The sequence below is a fragment of the Corynebacterium sp. S7 genome (genome assembly GCF_054401105.1).
Genome location: NZ_CM136760.1, coordinates 20,311 through 35,769 on the forward strand (window position 1 = coordinate 20,311; position 15,459 = coordinate 35,769).

General features: G+C 57.3%; 15 protein-coding genes and 3 tRNA genes. 13 read left to right on the forward strand and 5 right to left on the reverse strand.

The features are described 5' to 3' along the window. The first annotated feature begins 133 nt into the window (after nucleotides 1-133). Genes ACXZ66_RS00090 through ACXZ66_RS00115 form a run of 6 tightly spaced genes read left to right on the forward strand, consistent with a single transcriptional unit; the run spans nucleotide 134 to nucleotide 6,377 of the window. A complete protein-coding gene (locus ACXZ66_RS00090; protein WP_458749606.1) occupies nucleotides 134-1,498 on the forward strand; it encodes an MFS transporter in 1,365 nt (454 codons plus the stop codon). Then, a complete protein-coding gene (locus tag ACXZ66_RS00095; RefSeq protein WP_458749608.1) occupies nucleotides 1,498-3,282 on the forward strand; it encodes an acyl-CoA dehydrogenase family protein in 1,785 nt (594 codons plus the stop codon). The genes ACXZ66_RS00090 and ACXZ66_RS00095 overlap by 1 nt, the downstream gene beginning before the upstream one ends. Before the next feature lie 16 nt (nucleotides 3,283-3,298). Continuing rightward, the gene (locus ACXZ66_RS00100) at nucleotides 3,299-4,480 is read left to right on the forward strand and encodes a CaiB/BaiF CoA transferase family protein (RefSeq protein ID WP_458749610.1); all 1,182 of its coding nucleotides are present in this window, start codon (nucleotides 3,299-3,301) and stop codon (nucleotides 4,478-4,480) included. Between the two features lie 10 nt (nucleotides 4,481-4,490). After that, nucleotides 4,491-5,252 (forward strand): 3-oxoacyl-ACP reductase FabG, encoded by a 762-nt coding sequence (gene fabG, locus ACXZ66_RS00105; protein ID WP_458749612.1) that lies wholly within the window; start codon nucleotides 4,491-4,493, stop codon nucleotides 5,250-5,252. Nucleotides 5,253-5,255: 3 nt separating this feature from the next. Continuing rightward, nucleotides 5,256-5,717 carry a MaoC family dehydratase gene (locus ACXZ66_RS00110; protein ID WP_458749614.1) on the forward strand — a complete coding sequence of 154 codons (462 nt, stop codon included), beginning with the start codon at nucleotides 5,256-5,258 and terminating at the stop codon, nucleotides 5,715-5,717. A 33-nt stretch (nucleotides 5,718-5,750) separates the two neighbouring features. Beyond that, nucleotides 5,751-6,377 (forward strand): metallophosphoesterase family protein, encoded by a 627-nt coding sequence (locus ACXZ66_RS00115; RefSeq protein ID WP_458749615.1) that lies wholly within the window; start codon nucleotides 5,751-5,753, stop codon nucleotides 6,375-6,377. Nucleotides 6,378-6,394: 17 nt separating this feature from the next. Here ACXZ66_RS00115 and ACXZ66_RS00120 read toward each other — a convergent pair whose 3' ends face one another. From ACXZ66_RS00120 to ACXZ66_RS00130, 3 genes are all read right to left on the reverse strand, one after another. Next, entirely contained in the window at nucleotides 6,395-6,847 is a 453-nt protein-coding gene (locus ACXZ66_RS00120; protein ID WP_458749616.1) for a DUF6918 family protein, read from the reverse strand. Between the two features lie 217 nt (nucleotides 6,848-7,064). Then, on the reverse strand, nucleotides 7,065-7,373 hold the full coding sequence (locus tag ACXZ66_RS00125; RefSeq protein WP_458749617.1) for a TetR family transcriptional regulator: 309 nt from the start codon (nucleotides 7,371-7,373) through the stop codon (nucleotides 7,065-7,067). Between the two features lie 2 nt (nucleotides 7,374-7,375). Next, on the reverse strand, nucleotides 7,376-7,606 hold the full coding sequence (locus tag ACXZ66_RS00130) for a CopG family transcriptional regulator (protein WP_458749619.1): 231 nt from the start codon (nucleotides 7,604-7,606) through the stop codon (nucleotides 7,376-7,378). A 96-nt stretch (nucleotides 7,607-7,702) separates the two neighbouring features. Between ACXZ66_RS00130 and gyrA the strand changes: the two genes are divergently transcribed. The 5 genes from gyrA (at nucleotide 7,703) to ACXZ66_RS00155 (ending at nucleotide 11,456) form a co-directional block, all read left to right on the forward strand. Next, complete coding sequence (gene gyrA, locus ACXZ66_RS00135) at nucleotides 7,703-10,306, forward strand: DNA gyrase subunit A (protein WP_458749620.1); 2,604 nt, start codon at nucleotides 7,703-7,705, stop codon at nucleotides 10,304-10,306. A 2-nt stretch (nucleotides 10,307-10,308) separates the two neighbouring features. Beyond that, the gene (locus ACXZ66_RS00140; RefSeq protein ID WP_458749621.1) at nucleotides 10,309-10,647 is read left to right on the forward strand and encodes a DUF3566 domain-containing protein; all 339 of its coding nucleotides are present in this window, start codon (nucleotides 10,309-10,311) and stop codon (nucleotides 10,645-10,647) included. A 180-nt stretch (nucleotides 10,648-10,827) separates the two neighbouring features. Further along, nucleotides 10,828-10,904 (forward strand) — tRNA-Ile (locus tag ACXZ66_RS00145). 9 nt (nucleotides 10,905-10,913) lie between these two features. Further along, nucleotides 10,914-10,986 (forward strand) — tRNA-Ala (locus ACXZ66_RS00150). A 275-nt stretch (nucleotides 10,987-11,261) separates the two neighbouring features. Further along, on the forward strand, nucleotides 11,262-11,456 hold the full coding sequence (locus tag ACXZ66_RS00155) for an antitoxin (RefSeq protein WP_458749623.1): 195 nt from the start codon (nucleotides 11,262-11,264) through the stop codon (nucleotides 11,454-11,456). Here the strand turns inward: ACXZ66_RS00155 and ACXZ66_RS00160 are convergent. After that, a complete protein-coding gene (locus tag ACXZ66_RS00160) occupies nucleotides 11,453-12,073 on the reverse strand; it encodes a maleylpyruvate isomerase family mycothiol-dependent enzyme (protein WP_458751405.1) in 621 nt (206 codons plus the stop codon). The genes ACXZ66_RS00155 and ACXZ66_RS00160 overlap by 4 nt on opposite strands. A 95-nt stretch (nucleotides 12,074-12,168) precedes the next feature. After that, nucleotides 12,169-14,685 (reverse strand): cation-translocating P-type ATPase, encoded by a 2,517-nt coding sequence (locus ACXZ66_RS00165; protein ID WP_458749625.1) that lies wholly within the window; start codon nucleotides 14,683-14,685, stop codon nucleotides 12,169-12,171. Nucleotides 14,686-14,773: 88 nt separating this feature from the next. On the opposite strand from ACXZ66_RS00165, the gene ACXZ66_RS00170 reads away from it, so the two are divergent. Beyond that, a complete protein-coding gene (locus ACXZ66_RS00170) occupies nucleotides 14,774-15,316 on the forward strand; it encodes a Chromate resistance protein ChrB (RefSeq protein WP_458749627.1) in 543 nt (180 codons plus the stop codon). 64 nt (nucleotides 15,317-15,380) lie between these two features. Next, nucleotides 15,381-15,453 (forward strand) — tRNA-Ala (locus ACXZ66_RS00175). Nucleotides 15,454-15,459 lie beyond the last annotated feature (6 nt).

Genomic DNA, 15,459 nt, shown 5'->3' on the forward strand with positions numbered 1-15,459 from the left:
TTCACGACCTCGATTCATTCCTCTGAGGTCTTAATTGATTCCTTTTTGGTAATTGCACGGCAAGGTTTTGGGGTTGATAGTAGGTTACACCGCAATGAGACCTAGGTAACACTTCAAATAAATGGAGACTTACATGACATACACACAGAATCCCGTAGCACCGGCCTCCGAGCCGGAGAGCTCTGAGGACAACAACAGCACACCTTTTTACAACTCAAAGCAAGCACGGAAAGCTGGAATCAGTGCGTTCGTTGGCACCACCATCGAGTGGTACGACTTTTATATTTACGGTACCGCCTCGGCACTTGTCCTGGGCAAATTGTTCTTCCCTGACGTTTCGCCAGCAATGGGCACACTAGCGGCATTCGCTACATTCGCCGTCGGATTTATTGCCCGGCCGCTGGGCGGAATTGTCTTCGGCCATTTCGGGGATCTGTTCGGTCGCAAGAATGCCGTTGTTATTACGCTGATCCTGATGGGCGTAGGTACCGTCGGCGTCGGTCTCCTGCCCACCTACGACATGATTGGCATTTGGGCCCCTATTCTGTTGGTCCTTTTGAGGCTGATCCAAGGCATTGCCATGGGTGGTGAATGGGGTGGTGCGGTTCTTATTGCCACGGAATCTGCGCCAAAGGACAAGAAGATTCTCTACGGTGCCTTCGCTCAACAAGGCTCCCCGGTTGGAAACTTGTTGGCTACCGCAACGTTCCTGCTTTTGACCTTTATGTCTGATCAAGTCTTCGAATCATGGGGTTGGCGTATTCCGTTCGTTGCCTCCATCGTCCTAGTGGCTGTGTCCCTTTACATCCGTCTCAAAGTCACCGAGACACCTGAAATGCAGCAGTTGGCCAAGAACAACGAGAAGCAAAAAACACCGATCGTTGAAGTCTTCCGTAACCACTGGGGAGTTGTTCTCCTCGGTATCGGATCAGTCGTTGCTGGTGTTGCTCTGACATACATCAAGACAACATTTGCGCTGTCGTGGGCTACAGCTGATCTGAACTATGACCGCTCAACCTTCCTCACTGTCATCACTTTCGCGCTGATTGTGCAGTGTCTTGTCCAGCCGTTCGGCGCAATCCTTGCCAGCAAGATTGATATTCGCAAAGCAATGGTCTGGATGCTGCTTCCAGAAGTAATCTTCCTGCCTCTGATGTTCTTGTTGATCAACACAGGTCAGCCAATACTCGCTGCTTTGGGCATGGCACTGGCTACTGTTCCACACTCCATGTACTACGCAGCCCTTGCTGGCACCCTTGCACAAGTTTTCCCAACAGCGATCCGATACACAGGAATCTCCGTTGCTTACCAGGGCGCAACTGCGATCTTTGCAGGCACAGCACCATATCTCTCGCAGTACCTACTCATGCGATTTGATTCGATCATGCCAGTCGTTGTCCTCGGTGTTTTCTACTCAGTTCTCTCGCTCGTTTGCATGCAGATCCTGCTTTCCCGATCGAGCGCTTTCCAATCCACCACTCAGAAAGAAGCAGCCTAATGACCACCTCCGTTTCTCCTCTCTCCAACGCGATCACCGCAGATACCGCAGGCCTTAGCGAACTGTCTTCTACTAACTGGGCACAGCGCGATCCCGCATTAGCAGCCGTGGTGAATCGCTGGATCGGACCAGAAATTCGTTCAACCACCGAGGATTACCTGACGCACTTGGGCGAAGACGCAGTACGACGATTAGCACCGCTTGCAACAACGGCCGACAAAAACCCTCCGGTTCTTCGACAATTTGATCGTGAAGGGGAGCGTATCGACGAAGTCATCTGTCACCCTTCCTATCTCGAGCTCAACACAGCTGCTTACGAAGAATACGGACTTGCTGGTTTGTCGCATCGTCCTGTGGCGGGCTTTGAATCTGCACCTCCCCACATCGTGAAGTACCTCGCCTCCTATCTCTTTGTGCAGGCTGAATTCGGCCTAGCCTGTCCGGTCTCGATGACCGATGCCGCGGCCAGGACACTGCGAATGTTCGGTGATCCGGAGGTCTTTGGCCCGTATATCGACGGACTGACCTCGACGGAAACCGGCAGGCTTACCGGTGCGATGTTTATGACCGAGCCTCAAGCGGGAACAGACATCGCCCAGACCGACACTCGAGCGCAGCTCTGCGAAGACGATGTGTCATTCGGCTACGAAGGAGCCGGCCAGGGTTGGCTGCTGACTGGCCGCAAATGGTTCGCCTCAAATCCTGATGCCGACGTCATCATCACGCTGGCTAAGTACCCAGGTGGCCCGGAGAACTCCACCCGCGGCGTGGGCATGTTTATGATTCCGAAGACTTTGCCGAACGGGAAGCGGAACAACCACCGCATCAACAAGCTGAAGGACAAGTTGGGCACCCGTTCCATGCCGTCGGGTGACGTGACGCTGGAAGGAACGTGGGCCATCCAGGTTGGCGAGCTCGATCGAGGCTTCCGACAGATGGCTGAAATGCTGAATACTTCCCGCCTTTCTAATGCGATGCGTGCTTCTGCATTGATGCGTCGTTCGATTCGCGACGCAGCGGATCACACCCGCAATCGCGTGGTATTCGGTAAAGCTCTCTTCGATCAGCCTTTGATGCGCGCCACACTGTTGCCACTCTTCCTCGAGGCGGAAGGATCTCTAGCACTCATCGGATATGCAGCAGATACACTGCGGCGCTCCGACGAAGGCGACGAGGCCGCAACTCCAATCATTCGCCTTCTTACCCCAATGGCTAAGCATTACGTGTGCAAGCGCGCACGCTCGGTCACGGGCGAGGCGATGGAGATTCGTGGAGGTAACGGCTACATCGAAGACTGGGACTTTGCACGCCTGCTGCGCGATTCCCACCTCGGTTCCATCTGGGAGGGTTCCTCCAATGTCATCGCCCTTGACGTGTTGCGCTGCATGAACAAGATGGATTCACACAGGCACTTAGCGGCAGCCATGCACGCGACATTGAGCTCGCTTAGCGACGAATGCGCGCCAACAGCCCAGGCGTTGATCTCACGGTGGGAGAACTTGGAAGCACGGGGAGTCGAGCTTCTGGCCATGGACAACGATGTTGCCCAGATGCTTATCGGACGCTACACCGACGAACTCGCTCGAGCCGTTATCGCAGTCCAGCTCCTTGATTTGGCCGACAACGAGATCCGCACCAACGGAAACTACCGATCACTCCTTGTTGCCCAGGCGTACCTGGATGACATCGAAGGCGAGTTCCACGCTGGGGCACTTGAGAATCTGGATTCCATCGTTGAAGGAACCCCACTTTCGGCAGATGAGATCAACACTAAATCGCGCTAGAGGAAGTAGAAAGAACATGTTTAATCCGAATGCTCAAGGTCCCAAGCCACTGGCTGGAATCAAGGTACTCGATTTGTCGAAGATCCTGGCGGGGCCATATCTCACAATGATGTTGGCCGACCTCGGAGCTGAGGTAATCAAGGTAGAGCACCCCGACGCAGGCGACCCAACGCGGATGTGGGGCCCACCGTTTATTGGAGACGACGCTACTTATTACCTCGCGATCAATCGCGGCAAAAAGTCCGTCACCATTGACTTGAAGTCTGACGAGGGCCAGGACGCAATTCATAGCATGCTGGAAGAATGCGACGTCGTCGTGGAAAACTTCCGCCCAGGAAGCGGTCTGCAGAAAACTTTCGATTATAAGTTGCTCTCTGAGCAATACCCGCACCTGGTGGTTTTGCACATCTCGGCCTTCGGCGAGGAAGGACCGCTTCGCGACGAGCCCGGCTACGACATTGTCGCTCAAGCCGCAGGGGGCTTGATGTCATTGACGGGCGAGCCAGACGGCGCTCCCATGAAGGCCGGCTGGGCAATGGGCGACCTAGGCGCTGGAATGTTCGGGGCGATCTCCTTGCTTGCAGCGCTGTACGAACGTACTCAAACTGGGCGCGGCCAATACGTCACCACCTCTTTGTATGAGGGCCAACTGGCCATGCACGTCAATTGGGCCACGAACTATTTTGCCAACGGACAGCGCCCGCATGCCCTGGGTTCGGCCCACGCGAACTTGGCTCCTTATCAAGCCTTTCCTTCCTCTGATGATTACTTCGTCGTGGCAGTAGGCAACGATGCTCAATGGGTGAAGCTGTGCCACAGTATTAATCGATCGGACCTAGCCGAGCGAAAAGAATTCGCTTACAACCGAGGCCGTCTGACCAATCTTGGAAGTTTGCAGGAGGAGCTTTCCCGGACCGTCAAAACTAATACTGCGCAGCATTGGATTGAAACATTAAAAGCAGCGGGCGTACCAGTTACTCCGATTAAGCATCTCGACGAGGTGTATGCCGATCCGCAGACCGAAGCTATTGGCATGATCCAAACGGTTGACCACCACATGGGGCCGTTGAAGCAGGTGGCATTCCCGGCCTCTTTCAACGGGAAGCGTCCGCAGATGACTACGCCACCGCCTATGCATGGTGAACACACCGATGAGGTGCTCAACCGGTTTCGACGACCCATCCGACTAGCTCGATAAAGGAGATTCCATGACCGTTACCCAACCACGCGTGGCCATTGTCACTGGTGGAGCCCAAGGAATTGGCGCAGCAATCGCATCCAAATTAGCTAAAGCGGGTCACACCATTGCCATCGTTGATCTCAATGAAGAAGCCTGCGCAGAAATGGCAGAAAAAATCAGCAACGAGGGCGGTACAGCAGCGGCATTTCCGGCGGACATCACTGATGAGGATTCGGTGACCAATGTTGTACAGGAAATCGTCGTAAAGCTTGGTGCACCAACAATCCTGATCAATAATGCTGGCATCACTCGTGACAACCTCATCTTTAAAATGCCCGCTTCGGACTGGGATTCCGTGATGAATGTGCACCTGCGTGGAGCTTTTTTGATGACTCGTGCCGTGCAGTCTCACATGGTCAGTGAAGGATGGGGTCGCATCGTCAACATGTCAAGCACGGGTGCGCTGGGCAAACGTGGGCAAACGAACTATTCCACGGCGAAAGCTGGAATCCAGGGTTTTACTAAGGCACTCGCCTTTGAGCTTGGGAAGTTTGGCATTACAGCAAATGCCATTGCACCTGGATTCATTGAGACGGCCATGACGGCGAAAACTGCAGATCGCCTTGGTGTGAGCTTTGAAGAACACAAGGCGAATGCAGCAGCGAACATCCCAGTTGGCAGGGTAGGCACTCCGGAGGATATCGCTGCGGCGGCAGCTTTCTTCACCAGTGAAGATGCAGGATTCGTTTCCGGTCAGGTGCTTTACGTTGCTGGTGGGCCGAAGGGGTAGGGCATGAGTCAGCCAGTGATTTTTTCGACGATGAATGAAATTGAATCTGCTCTTGGAACCACGATCGGACCGGGAGAATGGGTCACTATTGATCAAGAGCGCATTGATGCGTTTGCCGATTGCACTGAAGATCACCAGTGGATCCATGTGGATCAAAAGCGTGCTGGGACCGGCCCTTATGGTGCACCGATAGCGCACGGATACCTGACGATGTCGCTTATTCCTAAGCTGGTGGGTGAACTCTATCGCATCGACGTTGGTTCGGCTCGCATTAATTATGGGAATGATCGGGTGCGTTTTCCGGCTCCAGTGCGCGCAGGGTCTCGGGTCCGTGCTCGCGTGATACCCGAAGCTCTGGATCAAAACGGCGCTCATACAAAGCTGTGCGCAACGGTGACTATCGAAGCCGAAGGGGAAGAACGTCCTGCTCTGACGGCCGAAGTGCTCACACTTATTGTTGAATAACTGCCGGGTGCCACCTCGTCCTAGAATAGCTCCATGGTTCATATCGCAGCATTCGCAGATCTTCACCTTGGCGCCGCCTATAGTCCGGGTAGCCAGTGGGTGAAGGACGAGTTGCAGGCGCGTCAGGCCGAGGTTGTCGTGTTTGCCGGCGATCTTTTTGACCGTCACACCGCCACCGAAACCAACGAGCACGAAGGTGCCGAGCTCATGCGGTGGATTACGCAAACTTTGCAAACCCCGGTGGTGATGATCTGGGGTAATCACGACGTGGCCAAGGGATTCGAATTCCACACGCGCTTCCCGCGCATCGACGGCGTCTACCGCCCCGCAAGCTTCGACGTCGAAGAGCTTCGCGTCCCAGGCATTCCGCTGGCTTTTCATGCGGTCAATGTGAAGAAGAAGCGCGATGAGCGATTGCTTATCGACGATTTCCCCACCGCCACAGGCCCCGGCCATGTTGGAGTGTTCCACACCGGGCTCGACGGCAGCTATACAAACAACAACTGCCTGCCGGCCACTGAATCAGAACTGCGCGAGAAAAACTACGCCACCTGGATCATGGGACACGTGCACAAACCCACGACATTGTCCCGGGAGCCCTATATTGGCTGGCCAGGTGTGGGCGTCATGGAAGATCTTCACATCGCCCCACTGGCCTAATTAGCGTATGTGACCAGCTACTTCATGTTCTTTTCAATGGCATCCCCAAATTCAGGGAGTGCCGGTGCCACGATCTTGGAGGCCTTGCCCCGCAGCGTGTTGTAAACCTTACCCAGCACGTTAGGGGCCTTTTCTGCGTTGCGGTCGGCGACGCTGAGGAAGGAATCTACGACCTTTTCGTCGTTCTGTGCGAGGTAGGCGCCGAAGCTGCTTGCCCCTGAATCGGCCCCTGAATTGGCCTCGTAGGCGGTCCAATATGGCTGAAGCTCGCCGAGAAGGTCGGGCAGCACGCGGTTGACGATCTTTTCCATCAAGTCGGAATCAATCTTCTTGGCGGCACTCACGCCACCCTTCAAGGTGACGCCGATGACGCCGGACTGAGCAGCAATTGCGTTTTCAGCGACCTGAGCTAGATCGGTGACAACGTGTGGGCGCTTTTCTTCGTTGAGAAGCGCGGACAATTCGGGCATGAGGTTATACCTTCCATAGTTGAAATTCAGCCTTTACTGTAGCGCGAAAAAGCGATTGCTACGGGGTATCGCACCCGTAGCAATCGCTTTTGTTGTTGCAGTTCTTCCGCCACAGCATTTCTTCTAGTCACCTTGGCATCTAGAATCCCTCAAACCCCTCAAGTCACTGCAACCACAACGATCACAAATTTAACAGATTGGGTCCGGTTCTGGCCACTTAACGAGCAAGAAATTTTTCTGTGCCGAGTTCTTGCAGGTAACTATCGTTTGCCCACCTGCGATAGATCTCCCCGGTCGCGGTGGCGAACTCGTCATTGCGCGAGGTCAACGGGTGCAGCTTTCGGATTGCGGCCTCTAGGCTGCGCGCCGCTGCCTCAACGCTTGCATGTACGGCGATCCCGTGGAAGCTGGCTCCAGGTATGGCAGCGATGGCTGCCAGGGCGGAGAAATCACGCACAGCCACGCGCGCGTGGGCGCAAAACTCGTCGGCCACGATCAAGAGTTGTTCGGAGCTTAAGGCTTTCATGATCAATCCTCGAAGGAAATTGAGGTCCGGGCCTGGTTGACGCGGGCTTCTAAGGCTGCGTGACCTGGGATGATGTCGCGGGCAAGGGTGGCGAGTTGTTCGTCGTCAAGCAAACGCGTTGCGGTGGTGACCACCGCACGCCTGGCCGCCTCCTGCTTGCTGCAGCCCCACGCGGTGGCGAGCAGGACGAGCGCGCGATCTTCCTCTGTGCTTAATCTGAGCGTCATAGCCATGGAAATACGGTATCACTTTGATACCAGTTTGAAAGGGTGAAATTGGCAGGTAAGGGGTAAAATGGGCGTGTCTTAGAACTCGAAGAAAGGTCCTAAATGAGCGACGACACCACCAATGGTGGCGACAGCGGCGACAGCGGATACGACCGGATTCACCCCATTGACATCAATGAGGAGATGCAAACTTCCTACATTGACTACGCAATGAGCGTGATCGTGGGCCGTGCTCTTCCTGAGGTCCGCGATGGTATGAAGCCGGTGCACCGCCGCATCATCTACGCAATGTATGACTCGGGCTACCGCCCAGAGCGTGGCTACGTGAAGTCTGCCCGTCCGGTTTCGGACACGATGGGCCAGTTCCACCCTCACGGTGACTCGGCGATTTATGACACCTTGGTGCGCCTCGCGCAGCCATGGGTAATGCGCTACCCGCTGATCGATGGGCAGGGTAACTTCGGCTCCCGTGGCTACGACGGCCCGGCTGCCATGCGTTATACCGAGTGTCGCCTGACGCCGCTGGCCATGGAAATGGTCCGTGACATCCGCGAAAACGCCGTGGATTTCTCCCCGAACTACGACGGCAAGACCCAGGAACCGGACGTCCTGCCATCGCGCGTGCCGAACCTGTTGATGAATGGTTCTTCCGGCATCGCCGTGGGTATGGCCACCAACATTCCTCCGCACAACTTGAATGAGTTGGCTGAGGCAATTTTCTGGATTCTGGACAACCACGAGGCCGACGACAAGACCACGCTCGACGCCGTGATGGAGCGCGTGAAGGGCCCAGACTTCCCAACGGCTGCGATGATTGTCGGCGACCAGGGCATCAAGGATGCGTACACCACCGGTCGCGGTTCAATCCGTATGCGTGGTGTGACCGAGATCGAAGAGATCGGCAATCGCCAGGTCATCACCATTACCGAGCTGCCGTACAGCGTGAACCCGGATGCGTTTATCGCGAACATCGCGGACCAGGTCACCAATGGCAAGCTGGCTGGTATTTCCAAGATCGAGGATGAGACCTCGGACCGTGTGGGTATGCGCATCGTCGTCACGCTCAAGCGCGACGCCGTGCCACGTGTGGTGCTGAACAACCTGTACAAGCACTCCCAGTTGGAGTCGAACTTCTCGGCGAACATGCTCTCCATCGTCGACGGTGTGCCACGCACCCTGCGCCTGGATCAGATGCTGCGCTACTACGTGAAGCACCAGATCGAAGTCATTGTGCGCCGCACCCAGTACCGCCTCGACGAGGCCGAGAAACGCGCCCACATTCTGCGCGGCCTGGTCAAGGCCCTGGACATGCTCGACGAGGTTATCGCCCTGATCCGTCGCAGCCCAACTGTCGACGAGGCCCGCACCGGCCTGATGGACCTGCTCACCGTAGATCAGGTGCAGGCAGATGCCATCTTGGCTATGCAGCTGCGTCGCCTGGCAGCCCTTGAGCGCCAAAAGATTATCGACGAGTTGGCGTCCATCGAAGAAGAGATCGAGGAATACAAGGACATCCTGGCTCGTCCTGAGCGTCAGCGTCAGATCGTGCACGACGAACTCGAAGAGATCGTGGAAAAGTACGGCGACGAGCGCCTCACCCGCATCGTGGCAGCAACCGGCGATGTGTCCGAGGAAGACCTCATCGCGCGCGAGAACGTGGTAGTGACCATCACTGCCACGGGATACGCGAAGCGCACCAAGGTCGATGCCTACAAGTCGCAGAAGCGCGGCGGCAAGGGCGTGCGTGGCGCCGAGTTGAAGCAAGACGACGTTGTGAAGAACTTCTTCATCTGCTCCACCCACGACTGGATTTTGTTCTTCACCAACTTCGGCCGCGTTTACCGCCTCAAGGCCTTCGAGTTGCCGGAAGCAGGCCGTACCGCACGCGGCCAGCATGTAGCTAACCTGCTGGAATTCCAGCCGGAAGAGCGCATCGCGCAGGTCATCCAGATCCAGTCCTACGAAGATGCCCCTTACCTCGTCCTGGCTACCCAGCAGGGCCGCGTGAAGAAGTCGCGCTTGACCGATTACGAGTCCGCCCGCTCCGCAGGTTTGATTGCCATCAACCTGTCTGAGGGCGACTCTCTGATCGGCGCCTCCCTGGTTAACCAAGACGACGACATCCTGCTTGTCTCCGAGCAGGGCCAGGCCATCCGCTTTACGGCCGATGACGATCAGCTGCGCCCCATGGGCCGCGCCACCGCCGGCGTGAAGGGCATGCGCTTTAAGGGCGATGACCAGCTGCTTTCAATGACTGTGGTGCACGATGGCGAGTACCTGCTGGTGGCCACCTCGGGTGGTTATGGCAAGCGCACCGCAATCGAGGAGTACAACCCACAGGGTCGCGGTGGCATGGGCGTAATGACGTTCAAGTACACCCCGAAGCGTGGAAAGCTCATCGGTGCCCTCGCCGTGGAAGAGGAAGACCAGATCTTCGCCATCACCTCAGCTGGCGGGGTTATCCGCACTGAGGTAAACCAGATTCGTCCGTCCTCTCGTGCCACTATGGGGGTACGCTTGGTAGACCTCGACGACGATGTCGAGCTTCTGGCAATTGATAAGAACGTCGAAGACGAAGGCGAAGAGGTTGCAACGGCTGTAGCGAAGGGTGAAAAGACCCCGGAGGAAGCAATGGATTCCACCGGAGCCCCAACCGCTAAGTCTGATTCTTCGGTGGACTCTTCCACAGATTCTGACAAGGAGTAGACATGGCAGCTCGAGAAGTTGAGCTTCGACGGATCGCGCCAGCCTCCGCCTTCAAGGTGGGGTTGATCCTCGGTCTCATCGGGATGGTGATCTGGCTGATCGCCGTCACCATCTTGTACGTAGGCATGGACGCAGCCGGCATCATCGGACAGGTGAACTCCCTGATCGGTGGAGTTGGCGGCGGGCAAGGTGTTACTTTCGGCCTCGCCTTCATGTCCTCGTTGCTGGCGGGTGCCATCGGTACCGTGCTCCTGGCCGTGCTCGCGCCACTGACAGCCGTGATCTACAACCTTGTCGCCGACTTGCTGGGTGGCCTTCGCGTGACCCTTAGCGACAAGTAAGGCTGCTTTAGCTCCCTTGCTTTCGGCACTGCGCCCGTACCCCCGAATGTGGTTCATTCGGGTGGTGCGGGCGAAACTTTTTTCAAGCTATGTTGGTGCATTATGCGTTGCTAAATACATGCCTTGACCAGGCGATTTGTTTTGTTTTCAAATCGTGGGTAATGTTCTATTTCGTTCCCAGCGCCCGTAGCTCAGTCGGTTAGAGCGCATCGCTGATAACGATGAGGTCGCAAGTTCGATTCTTGCCGGGCGCACCACGGAACAATGGGGCATTAGCTCAGTTGGTAGAGCACCTGCTTTGCAAGCAGGATGTCAGGAGTTCGATTCTCCTATGCTCCACAGAATATACCGCCTCCCACATTGTGTGGGAGGCGGTTTTTTGTTGCTACTTAGCCCGCATTATCGACCAACCGAGAATTTTTGCTGATATGGCCACAAATGACCTGGGGAAACACCGCCCAGAAAATTGCGGAATTTCGGTTGGTCGATAATGACGAGCGCAGACCCCAAATCACCCCAGGCTATAAGGCAAAATTTGTGTACTTTAGGAACCAAAGGAACCAAGTCCCAGAACTGGGGCGGTTTTCAAGTAGCAACGCAGAAAGTGGTGTGAAATGGGCATCTTTGACAAGGCAAAAGACCTCCTCGGCGACGAGGGCCAGACCGATGCTGTACTAGATAAGGCTCAACAGCTCGCTACTGAGAAGCTCGGCGCTGACAAGGCTGAGCAGGTCAGGCAGGTGCGTGAGGAAATTGATAAGCGCGTCGGTAACGGAGAAACCCCAGCACAGGACACCCCACAGCCCTAAGCCAGCTTGTGCGCCCCGGGGCCCGTCAGCAGGTCCGGACGGATTACCCGGCCAGAAACCGCCAGCAAGAGGTCAATGGCGCGTCCGCTGACATCTTCACCTTGGCCCCAGGAGGTGCCGTTCTCGGAATCTATGAGGTGTAGCCCCTCGGCGCGCTCGCGGCCTCCGTCGAAAGATGTGGAGGTGCGTAGCTGATACACCAGCGCCTCGTGGATTGGCTGGTCGGGGTATTCAGCGTGGATAGATAAGGGTCTGCGGATGTCTTCGGCGTGGACGATCATCTCCACGAGGCGTGTCGAGGGGTGCGCGGGCGGGAGCTTCGTCGTAAAGCGAGCCTCTAGAAAGTCGTGCAGCGTTTCGCGCGGGTCTTCGTGTTTCCAGCGCTTAATGCCATTTTCGTTGGCGAGGTGAAAATTTCCCCGGGCCCGCCACATTTTGCCCGCGAATTCAAGCTTGCCGGTGTGGGCTGTATCTACGAGGTGGGCAAGTACGTCGTGCACGCTCCAACCTGGGCAAAGAGAGGGCGTTTCCCACTGTTTCCCTCGTAGGTTGCACAGGTCTCCGGCAAGGTCGATTCGTTCTGCGTGGATATAGTCCCACATCTCGGGCATGGTCATCTTCAAAGGTGGTCGCCGCCTTGGTCGGATGAAGCTACAAAAAAGTACTCATCAAGCCTGAGAGTACGCAAGAGCTGCGACTAATATCACTGAATCTACAAAGTATTCTTATGCGTGGTCAGCGGCCGCAGCACAAGCGCCACCAGCACGCCGGCCACAGCAGCACCAATGGCCACACGCGCTGCGGTGAATGGCATCGCTACCAGCCCAATCAGGGAGGCAGCCGGGGTCATACACAGCACCACGGCGGTCAAGATCGCAGCAATCGCCCATGCCGGGAACCATGGGTTCGCCTTCCACGACAGGCCAGGTTCCGCGCGCAAGGTCCAGGCAATCAGCGCGTGCGAGGCCAGCCAGGCAAAGAGGGCGGCACTGCGCGCGATCAACTCGTCGCTAGAGTGCGTATGCACAATCAAATACGCTGGCAGCGCCGCAACCAGAAGCGCCAGGCCACTGCCCACAAGGGCAGTTACAAGAGGCTTATCGACGAAATGCGCCGCCGGATCCCTCGGTGGTTGGTGCATGGAACGCTCGGAGGCAGGCTCGTAGACAAAGGCAATGGAGGCGCCGATATCCATGAACAGTTCAATCAGCACGATCTGTGCCGGGCTGAATGGCGCCGGGTATCCCATCAGCAGCGCAATCAGAGTGATCAGTACCAGAGCCACCTTGGCGCCTAAGTAAAACGCGATTGCTCGGCGCAGCTGCGTGCCCACGTTGCGACCGGACTTGATAGCTTCCACGATCGTGGCAAAGGAGTCGTTGGTCAGCACCACATCAGCGGTCTGGCGCGCCAGGTCGGTGCCTTTCTCGCCCATCGCGATGCCAACGTCGGCGGCAGCCAGCGCGGGAGCATCGTTGACACCGTCGCCGGTTACGGCCACGCGGTAGCCCTGTGCTTGGAGCCTGCGCACGATGGTGAGCTTGTCGGCAGGGGTGGAGCGACCAACCACGGTGCCGTTGACAAGCTGGTTATCGCCCACCTCAGCAAGGTGGCCGCCAGTCAGTGTGGGGCCTTCAGGGATGCTTGCCGACGACGCAATGGCCCGGCCCGTGACGGGGTTGTCGCCTGTGACCACAAGGGTGGAGATCCCCGCCGAACGCAGACTTGCCACGGCATCGGGGACCTCTTCGCGCAGCGGATCCTCGAACCCGACGAGACCGAAGACGGTGGCACCGGTCTCGAGATCTTCAACGACCAGCTCTCCTGAAAGCTCTTCTTTGCTCAATGGACGAGAGGCGACTGCCAGAACTCGGTAGCCCTTAGCGCCCAGATCGGCTGCCTCCGATTGCCAGTGGCCGCCCTCGCTATCAAGCGCGATAACTGCTTCCGGCGCTCCCATAATGGTGATGTTTGCGGCCCCTGAGGAGTCGGTGAAAACGCGGGCGACACGGCGACGCTCTGAGGTAAAAGGCCATTCGGCAACCGTGTGACCTGCTGCGATATTCTCCAAAACGGTCTCGGGGACCACCTTGCGGGCATGTTCGGCGACAGCGTGGTCCATCGGCTCTGACGAGGTGGGATCCTCGCCTCCTTGGGCGATGAGGGCGGTGGCCAGGACGGTGGCTTCGTCGCCACGCACTTCGCGAACGTCCATCTTGTTGTGAGTGAGTGTGCCGGTCTTGTCGGTGACAAGGTGGGTAATGGAGCCGAGCGTTTCGCCGGCACCCAGGCGACGCAGCAGCGCGCCCTTGCGCGAGAGCATCATGCCGCCGATGGCCAGCAGCACGGTGACCAGGATGGGCAGTTCTTCGGGGATGGTGGCAAATGCCAGCGTCAGGCCTGTCAGGACCATTTGCTGCCACGGTTGACCCATGAGTAGGCCGATAATCGGTACCGCCACGGAGACAATGATTGCCAGGATCAGAACGTATTTTGCCAGGTCACGAGTAGTTTTTTGCAGGGGAGTGGCGGGTGGCTTCTCGTTGGAGACCATCGTGCCCAGCTGGCCGACCTCGGTGTTTTTGCCGGTGGCTACAACCACTGCGCGCCCGGTGCCCGAGGCGACCGAGGTGCCGGAGTAGACCATGCTGGAGCGCTCCGCTAGGGCGGTGTCCCCGGCCACTGATTCGGCGCCCTTGACGCTGGTGGCGGGCTCGCCGGTCAGCGTCGATTCGTTGATGCGTAGGCCGGTCGCCTCGAGCACACGCGCATCGGCGGCGATAATGTCGCCGGCCTCAAGCACAAGAATGTCGCCGGGAACGACTTCGGTGGCGGGAATTTCCACGGGGGAATCGTCGCGAAGCACATGCGCTCGCGCCGCCGTGAGGGTGGCGAGCGCATTGATGGCTTTGTGCGAGCGCATTTCGGAGAGCGTTTCGACGAGCACGCTTAGGATGATCACCACCAAAATCGCAATGCCGTCGATCATTTCGCCGAAAATGAACGACAAAATGGCCACCACAATGAGCAGCAATTGGAGCGGTTCGGTGAATTCTTCTAGAAGTTCGTGCCAGAAGGACTTCTTTTTCGGTGGTTTGAGTTGGTTCGGTCCCGCCTTCTCGAGGGCGGCGGTGGCCTCTTGGGTGGTTAGGCCTGTGGCGCGGGAGCCCAGTCCGGCGAGCGCTTCGTCGGCGTCGACTCCGTGCCACGTGCTGATGGTTTCGGCCATCTCAATCTCCCTAGTTACGTGGTTTTGTTACAAGCGTAACATTGGGGTGCAACGTTGGCGAGGCTCAGTGACGAAGTAGGCTCAAGGCATGAGTGAACCACGGGAATGGCTATTGATTGCGATCTCCACGGCAGGCGCGCCAGCCTCCCTGCGCGTGACGGTGTGGCGCAAACTCAAAGCGCTCGGCGCCCTATATATCCAGCAATCCACCTGCCTGATCCCGGCGACGCAGAAAACCACTCGCGGGATCCGCACGCTCGCGGCCAAGGTCCAAGACGAAGGCGGCAGCGCCCGGGTGCTGTCCTTCCGCTTCACCGAGCCCGGCGAGGAGGCCGAGGTTGTGGCCGAGCTACAAGCAGCGCGTGCCGACGAATACCAGGAACTACTTACTCGCATTCAAGGCTTCTTCGCCGAACTCGACGAGGAGCTGGAACAGGGCAGAGCCACCTATGAAGAGGTAGAGGAGTCGGAGGCTGACCTGGCGCGCTACCAGTCCTGGTTTGAGAAGATTGCGGCCCGCGACTACGACCCGCCTGCCGAGCAAGAAACCGCGCGCGCCGAACTCGAGCGAGCCGAGCAGGCCCTCGACGACTTCACGAAGGTGGCCATGAAGGGCCTGCACGAGGAGTAGTTCGTGCTGGTTGTGGGGCGATTTTTCTCTTGGCAGGGTGTGGGAGTAATGTGAATTCCTGCACGGGGCATTAGCTCAGTTGGTAGAGCACCTGCTTTGCAAGCAGGATGTCAGGAGTTCGATTCTCCTATGCTCCACAGTAT

Bases quoted from the DNA above. Each gene is read 5' to 3' on its own strand.
- ACXZ66_RS00115 (WP_458749615.1), top strand. From the start codon at position 5,751: ATGGTTCATATCGCAGCATTCGCAGATCTTCACCTTGGCGCCGCCTAT.
- ACXZ66_RS00090 (WP_458749606.1), top strand. From the start codon at position 134: ATGACATACACACAGAATCCCGTAGCACCGGCCTCCGAGCCGGAGAGC.
- ACXZ66_RS00110 (WP_458749614.1), top strand. From the start codon at position 5,256: ATGAGTCAGCCAGTGATTTTTTCGACGATGAATGAAATTGAATCTGCT.
- ACXZ66_RS00170 (WP_458749627.1), top strand. From the start codon at position 14,774: ATGAGTGAACCACGGGAATGGCTATTGATTGCGATCTCCACGGCAGGC.
- ACXZ66_RS00155 (WP_458749623.1), top strand. From the start codon at position 11,262: ATGGGCATCTTTGACAAGGCAAAAGACCTCCTCGGCGACGAGGGCCAG.
- ACXZ66_RS00100 (WP_458749610.1), top strand. From the start codon at position 3,299: ATGTTTAATCCGAATGCTCAAGGTCCCAAGCCACTGGCTGGAATCAAG.
- ACXZ66_RS00120 (WP_458749616.1), bottom strand. From the start codon at position 6,847: ATGCCCGAATTGTCCGCGCTTCTCAACGAAGAAAAGCGCCCACACGTT.
- ACXZ66_RS00140 (WP_458749621.1), top strand. From the start codon at position 10,309: ATGGCAGCTCGAGAAGTTGAGCTTCGACGGATCGCGCCAGCCTCCGCC.
- ACXZ66_RS00160 (WP_458751405.1), bottom strand. From the start codon at position 12,073: ATGACCATGCCCGAGATGTGGGACTATATCCACGCAGAACGAATCGAC.
- ACXZ66_RS00130 (WP_458749619.1), bottom strand. From the start codon at position 7,606: ATGGCTATGACGCTCAGATTAAGCACAGAGGAAGATCGCGCGCTCGTC.
- ACXZ66_RS00125 (WP_458749617.1), bottom strand. From the start codon at position 7,373: ATGAAAGCCTTAAGCTCCGAACAACTCTTGATCGTGGCCGACGAGTTT.
- ACXZ66_RS00095 (WP_458749608.1), top strand. From the start codon at position 1,498: ATGACCACCTCCGTTTCTCCTCTCTCCAACGCGATCACCGCAGATACC.
- gyrA (WP_458749620.1), top strand. From the start codon at position 7,703: ATGAGCGACGACACCACCAATGGTGGCGACAGCGGCGACAGCGGATAC.
- ACXZ66_RS00165 (WP_458749625.1), bottom strand. From the start codon at position 14,685: ATGGCCGAAACCATCAGCACGTGGCACGGAGTCGACGCCGACGAAGCG.
- fabG (WP_458749612.1), top strand. From the start codon at position 4,491: ATGACCGTTACCCAACCACGCGTGGCCATTGTCACTGGTGGAGCCCAA.